We start from the raw sequence: 10,913 nt of genomic DNA on the forward strand, positions 1-10,913 counted from the left end.
AGAATATAACAGAAAATATATTTGCATTACTGGAGGTTTGATGCAACTTACTATCATTTGCGAGGATTTTTAAAAATTTTTAAATCCTCTGAAAAGTGCAAAATTACTTGATTAGAGCAAATTTTTTTATTAACCTAAATTAACGGGTTTGTGGCTTACCTATGAGGAATTGAAACGATAAATTTGATACATGGTGGGATCCAGAAAGGTACGTTTGTGGCTTACCTATGAGGAATTGAAACATTTCTAAAGGATATGTTTTATCTGCATCTAAAGCTGTTTGTGGCTTACCTATGAGGAATTGAAACTTGTAAATGATCCAAGTACATGGGATAAATTAGTAAGTTTGTGGCTTACCTATGAGGAATTGAAACCCTCTATAGTATACCTCTTAGAAAAAGCGTACATCACAGTTTGTGGCTTACCTATGAGGAATTGAAACAACTTTTAACTGTAAAACCACATTCATGTCTATAACCTAGTTTGTGGCTTACCTATGAGGAATTGAAACTTAAAAAGGGCGCCCCTCCCAACATAAAGGACACCTCTGTTTGTGGCTTACCTATGAGGAATTGAAACACTCTTTTTCTAGGCGGGACATCAGGAATGGTGCCCCGCGTTTGTGGCTTACCTATGAGGAATTGAAACTTTTTGTTCTTGTACCAGCTAAATTTTCCAATATAGGTTTGTGGCTTACCTATGAGGAATTGAAACCTTAAAAAACTAATAGTAAAGAGGTAAGAAAAATGAGTTTGTGGCTTACCTATGAGGAATTGAAACTCCCCAGGAGGGAAAGTTCTTTTTCTAGGCGGGACATCGTTTGTGGCTTACCTATGAGGAATTGAAACAGTTTTATACTCAGTGAGTACTGTTATGTCATTTGGTTTGTGGCTTACCTATGAGGAATTGAAACTCCAGCGCGCTCATCATATAAGGAGCCCCTCCTATCATGTTTGTGGCTTACCTATGAGGAATTGAAACCAGGATAATTTACAAGCTGATAAAATCTTAGCTTTAGTTTGTGGCTTACCTATGAGGAATTGAAACGCTTCCATGATTACTTCTCCTAAGAACTTCATTACTTCTTTCGTTTGTGGCTTACCTATGAGGAATTGAAACATAAACATAAAAGCTAATTCATCAGTCAAGTTTTCTAAGTTTGTGGCTTACCTATGAGGAATTGAAACCTTTTTAAAAGATTAGGGTATTGTGTTTTATAGAAAAAAATCTGTTATACTGATTATAGGTAGATTTTATTCTTTTCTTAAAGTTAGGAAGTAAAACTATTGTTGATATTATTCAAAATAATAAGATGGAAATAATATTTAAAAATAAAGCTTTAGAAAGATTAAAAATTGCAGATTGGCAAATAAAACCTAATAACACTCTAACTCTTGGCTCAACATTATACTTTGCTTTATTTAATTTTTTAAATTTTTAAACAAGGCTATAAAAAAATGGCAAAATTAAAAGATATAGAGTTAATAGCAGATTATTTACAAAAAATAAAAAATATTAAAGGAATAGAAGATATTCAAATAATAAATATTCCTGATGATGTAGAAGCTGATATAGGAATAAGAATAAAGCTAAAGAAAGGTTATAGATGGCAAGAAATATTAGACAAGTTAAACGATATTGCTTGGGATTTGTTTGAAAAAAAAGGTGAATTATTAGCAGTTTACAAAGAATTTGAAGATGAAGAATAACAATTTACATCTTAAAGTAGCGCAAAATGATTAAACAAAAATTGATCCTTGAACTTATCCAAGAAATACAAAATAATTTAAATAAGGCTAATATTCCTTGTGATGTTAAAGTAGATATAGGATAAGCAATAGAAGAGGCTGATATATGTTTAAAGGTCTATATAGGTTGTGATGAAACTTTGGAATTACACAAAAAAAAATAAATGCAATTATTAGAGAAACTTTGGATAAAGAAGATTTAGAAGCGTTCATAGATTGGATATATAAATATGAAAGATGAACTAAAGAAATAGTCAAATATTGGACTATTTCTCTTCCAAAAATTAGAGCAAAATATCTACACTACATTATTTTTAATTTATAATATGTAGTGTAATGAAAAATAAAATGATAGAAAATATCTTAATAGAAGAAAAGCAAAGATTAATAGGAAGATTAAAAACCATAGAACATAGAATTATGTCTTTGCCAGAAGGCTGGATAAGAATAATACGAAAAGGAAATAAGATATATAAATATCTCTACAAATCAAAAAGAGAAGGAAACAATATTAAATCTATATTTTTAGGTAAAGCAAATGATAATATAGAAAAACTTATAAATGAAAGAAGGAAACTAATAAAAGAAAAAAAGAGACTACAAGAAAGAATAAAAGAATTAGACAAAATCTTAAAGGCTTATAATGGATGAAATTGATGAGATTATAAAAATCATAACTCAATTGAATAAATATCTTCAAGATTGTTATGTTTTAGGCGGTAGCTGGGTTTTGTATTTCTATAGATTCAAATATCCAGATTTTAAATATCCTTTAAGGACATTTGATATTGATTTTATTTTCAGTTTATACGCTAAAAGAAAGAAAATAAAGGTTGATTTACAAAAAATACTAGAAAATCTTGGATACTATCCAGAAGTTATAGGAACAGTGACAGGATATAGTTATTCAAGATTTAAGGGAGAAAATATAGACTTAGAATTCATTATAGAAGAACCTACAGGAAATAAGAATAAAATATTGAAGTTGAATAATTTAAATATTGACGCTATACCTTTACCTTTTGTTGGAGATTTATTAGAAGATATTATTTTTGCAGAAGTAGAAAATGTAAAAATTCCTTTACCTTCCCCTGAAAGATTTCATATACATAAATGGTTAGTAGTTCAGAGAAGAAAAGATTTAATGAAAAAAGAAAAAGATTTACAACAAGGATTAGAAATTTTGAAAATATGTAATTTGGAAAAGCTAAATCAATTAATTCAGGAACTAAAAGGAAAAAGAAAAAAGCTTTATGAAAAATCAAAACAAGAAATAGAAAATTTATAACTAACTTTTTAGTATAGTCATTTTTTAAATCGTAGCTATATTAAAATCTACTTTTATAAGATCTTTAAAATACTATACAAAATTAACTACTAAAGACGAATTAGAGGAACTTCAAAAAATTTAAATAATCTTTTTATCAAGTAAAAACAATATCTTTAAGTAATATTTTCCTTAAAATCCATTTAAAAAATTTGCCCAAATTTTATAAATAGGTAATTTTTTTGAAAAATTCTGACATTTTTCTGAGATATTAAATAAAAAACTATGACATTAAATTTCTTTACTTTATATTATCCGATTTCTATCTATTATTGATCTTATTCAAGAAATTCAAAATAATTTAAATAAGGCTAATATCCTTATTGTGTTAAAGTAGATATCGGAAAAGTTTTAGAAGGGGCTGATATAGGTTTTAGTTTATAATGTAAAAAACATAATGCATAAATTTTATTTTATATACAAAGGTAAATTATCTATTTGTTAGCATGTTATTAAAGATGAAAAATTTAAAAACATTATTAAAAAGCTTAAAAGTAGAATTAAACGAATTATATCTTGATGTTGAAGAAATAAAAGATTTATCTACGGTTTCTGACATATACCAAGATATATTTATAGATGATTTATACCATGTAGCAGAGCATTTAAAATATTTAAAGGAAATTGATAAGAATACAAAAGAAAAATTAATTCAAATCTATGAAAAACTTAATGATATTAAGGACAAGGAAACAAAAGAAAAACTTAAGAAAGTTTTTAAAGATATTTTAGCCAATTTGAAAAAATAAACTAATGTATTACAAAAATAATAGAAACTTTGCCTAAAAATAAGGTTGCAAAATTATGGATAGAATAAACAAAGAACTTGAAACTACAGAAATTGTAAGTAAGATTTTTGTCTTTGCCCTAATTCTTATATCAGTTTTTATAACATATTTGTTAGGAGATTGGAAGCTTACAGCCACAGATATTTTAGCCTTTTTTATGTCTTCTATCCTTTCTTTTGTTTTTTTATCCATTCTAATGTTTGTTATTGCTTATGCTTTTTTGATTATCTTGGAAGCCATCACTGATAGTATAGAATTTTTTGTCAATCTTTTTAGTAAGAAAATGAAAAAATAATCCTTAAAATAGAAAAAAATGATAGAAATATTTATTGGTAATAATAACAATTATAGTCTTGTAATAGGAACTATCTAAACACTAAAAGATTAGTGAACTCTGATGATTAACCTTATAACGATTCAACTACTACATCATCTATATCAAATCTTTCTTTGAAAAACTTTCTCATATCATCTCCAAACTCACTATCAAGCCAATCCCTATAAGCTATATCTGGAACAATAACATATATTTTGTTTTCCAAGTCATCTATAACTGCTTTTTGTAAAGGTTCTCTTAAGAGCTTTAATGTCCTTTTATCCAGTTCACCATTGTTATATCTTGGTTTGATTACTTCATTCCAATATACTCTTATATAATCTAAAGCAGAAGTTCCATCTATCATCATTTTTTCCAGTTTTTCTTTTAACAATTTTTCATCTATTTTTTTAGATGTTAAAGTTAGTTCTTTAAATCTTGCTTTACTCATATCAATGTCAAAAGTTTTTATCAAAAATCCCATAGGATTTTTTAAAGCTTTATTCCTATCAGCAGTTATTACTATTTCCTTTGCTATTTCTATTGGAATATCATTTTCATTTAAATTTGCAAGTAAAAATAAAATTTGATTTTCATTCAATCTACTTATTTTTTGTAATATTTCATTTAAAACTTTTTCATATTTTTTTCTAATCTTACCTATTTCAGTCCAGACTTTTTCAAGATCTTTTTCTTTTGCACTGTTTTTAATTTTCTCTTGTTTTTGTTCTTTATTATTAATAGTTTGCGAAGGTACTTTTGTCGTTTCAGTAGTATCCCCTTGATTTAACTTTCTGACTTCTTCTATTATTTTCTTTTCAAGCTCTCTTTCTTTGGCTGCATCAGGTTTCACTTTTATGTAAAACTCTATATGAGTTATTCTTCTACCTGTTTTTTTCTTTTTATAAGAAACCTCCAAATCTGTTTTTTGGTTAATTTCTTCTACTGCTTTTTTTATTACTCTTTTTTCAAAATTATCAAATCTTGGATATTCATTTTTTCCTATTCCCAATATTTCTCTAAGTTCAGGTATATAATCAACTCTAAAACCCGTTTTTTCAAATTGTTTTAACAAAATATATAGTCTCATTGAATAAAAAGATCTTAAAGAGAAAAAATACTTTAATTTTGAACTTGTAAAATTTTCTTTTAAAAAAAGCAAATATGGTTTTAATTTTTTATCTATACCAACTATAAAACTTCCTTCTCCTTCTTTATATTCTCCATGACTTATAAAATTACAGATAAGAAATCTTTCTTTTCCATCTTCTTCTAAAGTTTTTATTTTTATAGGTTTTTTTAATAAACCTTCTAAAGCTTCTTTTACCACCCTATACATATTTTTATGCTTTGTCCCTGATATTGCCTTAAGTATTTTGACTGGAATTTGATATTCTTTAAGATCTTCATCTTGAGGTTGAATTAAGGCAATCAAAAATAAAACAATAGAAAACTCTTCTTTTGTTAATTTATACTTTGCTTCTACAAGTTTATTATGCATAGTAACTAGAGATTTATTTTTTACAACTTCTACATTTGAAACTACTTCTAACTTTTTAGTCTTTTCTTTGTCTTCCATATTAGACCCCCAATATATATCTTTATCTCATATTATATCTTACTACATTTTTAAATATAAGTAGGTTATTTATATATATAACTAGTAAATCTTTTAATAACAGCAACTTTAATTACTACTAAATATTCAATATGTAGGGATATAACCCCAAAAACGTAGGTGTATGACCCCAAAAATGTAGGCATATGACCCCAAAAATGTAGGTGTATAACCCCAAAGATGTAGGTGTATGCATGGTCAACGTGGCACTACGACCGCTTTTCCGACTATCTAAAAACAATTTTCAAAAACATGATTAAAAACAATATAAAAACATCATCATCAAAAAAAAATAGAAGGCATTATAAACAACTGATGATGATGATGAAATTTTTTATTTTTTTTAAATCGCTGAAAAATTTTTTTAGAAAGGAAAACTTAAAGCAAAAAGGAGAGCTGACGCTCTAAAAATTTTAAGCTAACGCTTATATAATGCTCAAACGCATAAAGGTAATTAAACGTGCAAAATAAAATTGCGGCTGGTATTCTGATATTAGAATATATTAATGTTATATGTTAAATATAGAAATCCTAAAAAATTTCATTAAAAACTAAGAGAAAAATTTCTCTTAATTAAAAATTATTTTTGACGAAAAGTTAAGAGAAATAGTTTTGGAGGGAAAACATGGGAAGTGTAATTGGACTTGCGAATATAAAAGGAGGAGTTGGGAAAACTTCTTTGACTAATGCCTTAGCACATGAGTTTGCAAATTTAGGAAAGAAAGTATTAGTAATAGATGTTGACCCTCAAGCTTCTCAAACTTATTTGTTTGGAATCGATCAAGATGATGTAGTAGATGGAGAATTTGAAAAGCATTCTATTTTTAATATTTATCAGAATAAAGAATGTATTCCTTATAAATACAATGAAAAATTAGATGTAGTTTTTTCTTCAAGGATTCTTCAAGATGGAGTAGAAAGTAGGATTAGACCTGGAATTGAACTTGTATTAAACAGATGGATAACTAAACAAAAGTTAAGAGACAAATATGATTTTATATTTATAGACCCGCCATCAAACAAAGGAATACTTATGATTTCAACTATTCTTGCAAGCGATTATATTCTTATTCCTCAAAGATTAACATTACTCGATGAGACAGGGACTATAGAATTATTTCTTGAAATGTCTAATCAAGCAGAACTTAGAGGAAAAGAAATGAAAGTTTTAGGGCTTGTTCCTATGTTTTTTGATAAAAGAAGTAAACTTTATAGAGAAAAACTTATAAAACTTAGGGATGAAATAAAAGCTTTTGTTTCAGATGATGAATTTTTATCAATAGAAAAAGAAGATGTATTTTTAAGCCCTATAAGACAACTATCAGTATGGACAAAAGCACAAGAAGAGCAAATGCCACTTAGAGATTATATCTTGAATAAGGATAGAACTTATATGTCTGTTTTGGAAGAAATAAAAAAGATTGTAGTTGAGATTTCAGAACTTGTGATTTAAAAAATTTAAAGATTTTAAGAGAAATTTTTCTCTTAATTTTAAGGAGGATAAAAATGGCTTTATTTAAAAATAAAAAATTATCTGAAAGAAAAAAAACATCTACTAAACTTGAAAATTTAGATAACATTTTGAATAATCTTGGAGAATCTGTAAATACAGAAGCAGTATATATTGATATAGATGAAATAGATAATCCTAATTTTCACGATAGAACTTACATTGATATTGAAGCCCTTGAAGAGTTAAAAGAAAATATAAAACAGTATGGTTTGATAGAGCCAATTGTTGTAAGACCTAAACCTGATGGAAGATATGAAAGGATAGTTGGTTATAGAAGATTACAAGCAGTAAAAAAACTTTATAATGAAACAAAAGATGAAAAATGGAAAAAAATACAAGCTATAGTTTTAGATGTAGATGAAGATACAGCTATAGCAGTAATGCTTTCAGAAAATATCCATAGAGAAGATTTATCAGATTATGACAAGGTTGTTTCTGTATTACAGCTTATTGAATATAAACTTGGAATGTCTGAAACAGATGTTAAAAGATTTTTTAATAAACTTACAAATAAGCAGTCTGGATTAGTAAAGGAAGAGATTACAGAAGAAGAAATAAAAACTTTAAAAAAGTTAGAAGAATTACTTGAATATTTCAAAATAAGAAACTGGAAAACTTTTAGAAAAATGCTTACCCTTTTAGATATACCTGAGTTTTTGAAAGAAATCATAAGAGATAAAAAAATTCCTTATTATATGGCTATTGAGTTAAAAAAATTAAAAAGTGAAAATCTTATTAAAGAAATTGTTAACAAAATAGTAGAAGAAAATCTAACTTTTGAAGAAGTAAAGCAACTTGTAAAACAATATAGAAAAGAAGAAACCAAAGATAAAGTTTTTCCTTATCAATCTTTAAATAAATCTTTAAGACAAAAATGGAAAAAACTACCTGAAGATAAGAAAAGACAGATAGATATTTTAATGAAAAAAATTGAAGAAATATTGAAAGAAACTTATTAGATATAAGATTTTAAATTATTTATTTCTAAACCAAACAGATATATAGCAAACATTAAACCTATAAAATCTTTATAAGTTTTTATTCTAAATGTGCCTTGCTGTATTTGTTTAGCTATTTCTAACGCATATGTATTATAGTCAGTGTCTTCAAACAATACATCTTTTATCTGATTTTTAGTTATTTCTTGGAATGTTTGATAAGAAATCCTTTGAGGTTTTACAGATTTAGGTTTCCTAAGTTTTTCTCTAATGCTTTCTTCCATTAATAAAGCTTCTATATCATCTTCTTCAAGATTAGTTTCTTCTTTTAAAACTTCTTTAAATACTGATTTTATTTGCTTTTCTTTGTCATTACCAGAAAGCTGTTTTTCTAAATATTCTGCTTTAAGCTTTATTATTTTTGAAAGCAAAGATATAATCAAGCCATTTGTAAGTATATTATCACCTGTAAGCTGTTTTAAATCATCTATGGATATATCAAAAGGATTAATCAAATCTTTTTTAGCTTTGTCTATTAAATCCCGATACAGATTTATAAATTTATATATTTGATCTGTAAACTCTATATTAATATTGTTCATTTTTCATTTAATGTTAAAAAATAATATTTTATCTATAGCTATTTTCATTCTAAATCAAGCCCTTTTTTGTATTCTTGCCAAGCTTCTTGACGTATTTTTTCTACTTCCTTCCAGTATTCTTCTTCGGTATAGACTTTCCTTATGTCTTCAGATATTTCTTTCATAAGTTCTTCTAACTCTAAAAAATTTAAAGTTTTTTCAATTTTTTCTTTTATTGCTCTTTTTCCTATCTTATAAACTATTTCATCAGGAATTCTTATTATGATTTTCATAAACTTCTCCTTGTTAAATCTTTTGAAGTTCCTCTAATTCATCTTTAGTAGTCAACTTGGTATAGTATTTTAAGGTAGTTGTTATATCCTTATGCCCTACCCATTTAGCAACGGTTAACGGCTTTATTCCTTTTGCTACCATATAGCTTATATATGTATCTCTAAATCTATGTGCAGTTATATTTATTCCAAGTTCTTTTGAAATTTTATGAAAATAACTTTTAACATTATGTCTATCTATAACAACTATTCTTTTTTGAATATCATTGTAATAAGTAAATAGTGTTTTATCTTTTAACTTTGGATTTTTCCTTTTAACTATAAACTCTATAAAATCTTCTCTGTATTTATCTTTTAAAATTAATGGAGCTTCTCTTGATTTATTGAATTTCGATATTTCACTTCTAACTCTTACAAAGATTTGATTTTCTTTTTCTATAATGTCATCAGGAAGTAGATTAGTAGCTTCTGATATTCTAAGTCCAAAGCCATACAAAGTTAGAGCAAGTTGGTAATAGATTTTATTGGTAGCTTTTAGATAGTTTAAAATTTGTTTAAGTTCTATTTCACTATAAGGTTTTGCACTTTCAGTTTTATTTCTTTCTCTGTATATTCTTTTATCAGCAAGCCATTTACCACCAGAAAACTCTATAAATTCTTTAGTTCTATTTAAGATCATCTTGATGGTGGTAGGAGATAGATTTTTAGATTTTAGATACTGGATAAACTTTTCAATATCAGTTTCCACTAATATAAGATTGTCTTCAGATATTAAGCCATATTCATCAAACCAGTCTTCAAAATGTTTAAGTAAGTTTTTATATGTATCAATACTTTTATCTGATAATCCTCTTTTTTTAAGCTTGTTCAGGTAAAAGTTTACTTTGAAGCTTATTTCATCATACATTTTTGCACTTCTGATTAAACATGAATAATTTTACCATAAACACAATACCATAACTTAAATTATGGTAAATCCTTGAAAATCAATAATTTAAAATAAATGTTCTATCCTAAATATTGATAAACAAGGGATTAGGTAAGATTTAGGAAAACCCTTATAGGTAGGCCACAAACAATAGGAGTGCCCACAAGAATATCAGGTAATCACAGAATTTAAATTCCTTATAGGTAGGCTACAAACAAGAAAAATCCAACTACAGGAAGGCTAACGATTCATAGTTTCAATTCCTAATAGGTAGGCTACAAACTTGAAAAATGACCTTCTACAAAGACCTATTATTAGTTGTTTCAATTCCTTATAGGTAGGCTACAAACCCTTTATTCTTTATCATATTCTATTGCCAAGAAACCAGCATAAATATTAGCTATGTTTAAAATTTACATTAAAAAAAATTTCTTGTCAAATTGAGTTTATTTTCTGTTGACCTTCAATCTTGTAAAAATCCTTGGGGATCGACAAATAAGCATCATTATTAGCTTAGAGTTAAATTTTGGCAAAATTTTAACATCCTAAAAGCACTAAAATTTCCCTAAAATTACCTGATCGACAAATTTTTAGAAAAATGGATCTATAAGATTTTAATAGCTTTAAGAATTCTATGTAGAAGCGGATTTAGGGCGTTTATTTAGTTAAAGCAAATTTAAAGCTTTAAAAACATTTTTTCAATTTCATTAAAAATCAAAAACTACTCTTTAACTGAATACGTTAAATTTTATTTTTTCTACTTTTAATTTTTTTCTGTTCTATATCTATTTTTTTAAGTTCTATTTCCTTTTGGTCTTTATCCATTTTTGTTTTCCTGTTCCATCCTTTCTTTAGGAAATTCA

11 protein-coding genes and 1 CRISPR repeat array are annotated in these 10,913 nt (G+C 26.4%); of the genes, 7 read left to right on the forward strand and 4 right to left on the reverse strand.

Annotated features, from left to right (window positions below):
• Positions 1-146 precede the first annotated feature (146 nt).
• A CRISPR array of direct repeats spans positions 147-1,187; the repeat unit is 30 nt; unit sequence GTTTGTGGCTTACCTATGAGGAATTGAAAC.
• Between the two features lie 270 nt (positions 1,188-1,457).
• The 5 genes from CLV39_RS00215 to CLV39_RS00235 all read left to right on the forward strand — a co-directional run bounded on the left by CLV39_RS00215 (position 1,458) and on the right by CLV39_RS00235 (position 4,158).
• A complete protein-coding gene (locus CLV39_RS00215) occupies positions 1,458-1,709 on the forward strand; it encodes a hypothetical protein (RefSeq protein ID WP_121922230.1) in 252 nt (83 codons plus the stop codon).
• 375 nt (positions 1,710-2,084) lie between these two features.
• Positions 2,085-2,399 carry a hypothetical protein gene (locus CLV39_RS00220; RefSeq protein WP_121922231.1) on the forward strand — a complete coding sequence of 105 codons (315 nt, stop codon included), beginning with the start codon at positions 2,085-2,087 and terminating at the stop codon, positions 2,397-2,399.
• A complete protein-coding gene (locus CLV39_RS00225) occupies positions 2,392-3,036 on the forward strand; it encodes a GSU2403 family nucleotidyltransferase fold protein (protein ID WP_121922232.1) in 645 nt (214 codons plus the stop codon). The genes CLV39_RS00220 and CLV39_RS00225 overlap by 8 nt, the downstream gene beginning before the upstream one ends.
• A 497-nt stretch (positions 3,037-3,533) precedes the next feature.
• Positions 3,534-3,824: a hypothetical protein gene (locus CLV39_RS00230; protein WP_147435388.1), complete on the forward strand. Its 291-nt coding sequence runs from the start codon at positions 3,534-3,536 to the stop codon at positions 3,822-3,824.
• 55 nt (positions 3,825-3,879) lie between these two features.
• Positions 3,880-4,158, forward strand: coding sequence for a hypothetical protein (locus CLV39_RS00235; protein WP_121922234.1), 279 nt, complete (start codon positions 3,880-3,882; stop codon positions 4,156-4,158).
• Between the two features lie 112 nt (positions 4,159-4,270).
• Here CLV39_RS00235 and CLV39_RS00240 read toward each other — a convergent pair whose 3' ends face one another.
• Positions 4,271-5,758, reverse strand: coding sequence for a replication initiation protein (locus CLV39_RS00240; RefSeq protein ID WP_121922235.1), 1,488 nt, complete (start codon positions 5,756-5,758; stop codon positions 4,271-4,273).
• Between the two features lie 664 nt (positions 5,759-6,422).
• Between CLV39_RS00240 and CLV39_RS00245 the strand changes: the two genes are divergently transcribed.
• Together CLV39_RS00245 and CLV39_RS00250 are read left to right on the forward strand one after the other, a co-directional pair.
• Complete coding sequence (locus tag CLV39_RS00245) at positions 6,423-7,250, forward strand: ParA family protein (protein WP_121922236.1); 828 nt, start codon at positions 6,423-6,425, stop codon at positions 7,248-7,250.
• A gap of 53 nt (positions 7,251-7,303) precedes the next feature.
• Positions 7,304-8,269 (forward strand): ParB/RepB/Spo0J family partition protein, encoded by a 966-nt coding sequence (locus CLV39_RS00250; RefSeq protein ID WP_121922237.1) that lies wholly within the window; start codon positions 7,304-7,306, stop codon positions 8,267-8,269.
• On the opposite strand, the gene CLV39_RS00255 is transcribed toward CLV39_RS00250, so the two are convergent.
• Genes CLV39_RS00255 through CLV39_RS00265 form a run of 3 tightly spaced genes read right to left on the reverse strand, consistent with a single transcriptional unit; the run spans position 8,266 to position 10,029 of the window.
• On the reverse strand, positions 8,266-8,850 hold the full coding sequence (locus CLV39_RS00255; RefSeq protein WP_121922238.1) for a hypothetical protein: 585 nt from the start codon (positions 8,848-8,850) through the stop codon (positions 8,266-8,268). The two genes, CLV39_RS00250 and CLV39_RS00255, sit on opposite strands and share 4 nt — an antisense overlap.
• A 44-nt stretch (positions 8,851-8,894) precedes the next feature.
• Positions 8,895-9,122: a hypothetical protein gene (locus CLV39_RS00260; RefSeq protein WP_121922239.1), complete on the reverse strand. Its 228-nt coding sequence runs from the start codon at positions 9,120-9,122 to the stop codon at positions 8,895-8,897.
• Between the two features lie 13 nt (positions 9,123-9,135).
• Positions 9,136-10,029 carry a tyrosine-type recombinase/integrase gene (locus tag CLV39_RS00265; RefSeq protein ID WP_121922240.1) on the reverse strand — a complete coding sequence of 298 codons (894 nt, stop codon included), beginning with the start codon at positions 10,027-10,029 and terminating at the stop codon, positions 9,136-9,138.
• Positions 10,030-10,913 lie beyond the last annotated feature (884 nt).

This window comes from Hydrogenothermus marinus, assembly GCF_003688665.1.
Taxonomy (GTDB): Bacteria; Aquificota; Aquificia; order Aquificales; family Hydrogenothermaceae; genus Hydrogenothermus; species Hydrogenothermus marinus.

Bases quoted from the DNA above. Each gene is read 5' to 3' on its own strand.
- CLV39_RS00230 (WP_147435388.1), top strand. From the start codon at position 3,534: ATGAAAAATTTAAAAACATTATTAAAAAGCTTAAAAGTAGAATTAAAC.
- CLV39_RS00245 (WP_121922236.1), top strand. From the start codon at position 6,423: ATGGGAAGTGTAATTGGACTTGCGAATATAAAAGGAGGAGTTGGGAAA.
- CLV39_RS00220 (WP_121922231.1), top strand. From the start codon at position 2,085: ATGAAAAATAAAATGATAGAAAATATCTTAATAGAAGAAAAGCAAAGA.
- CLV39_RS00240 (WP_121922235.1), bottom strand. From the start codon at position 5,758: ATGGAAGACAAAGAAAAGACTAAAAAGTTAGAAGTAGTTTCAAATGTA.
- CLV39_RS00235 (WP_121922234.1), top strand. From the start codon at position 3,880: ATGGATAGAATAAACAAAGAACTTGAAACTACAGAAATTGTAAGTAAG.
- CLV39_RS00260 (WP_121922239.1), bottom strand. From the start codon at position 9,122: ATGAAAATCATAATAAGAATTCCTGATGAAATAGTTTATAAGATAGGA.
- CLV39_RS00265 (WP_121922240.1), bottom strand. From the start codon at position 10,029: ATGTATGATGAAATAAGCTTCAAAGTAAACTTTTACCTGAACAAGCTT.
- CLV39_RS00250 (WP_121922237.1), top strand. From the start codon at position 7,304: ATGGCTTTATTTAAAAATAAAAAATTATCTGAAAGAAAAAAAACATCT.
- CLV39_RS00255 (WP_121922238.1), bottom strand. From the start codon at position 8,850: ATGAACAATATTAATATAGAGTTTACAGATCAAATATATAAATTTATA.
- CLV39_RS00225 (WP_121922232.1), top strand. From the start codon at position 2,392: ATGGATGAAATTGATGAGATTATAAAAATCATAACTCAATTGAATAAA.
- CLV39_RS00215 (WP_121922230.1), top strand. From the start codon at position 1,458: ATGGCAAAATTAAAAGATATAGAGTTAATAGCAGATTATTTACAAAAA.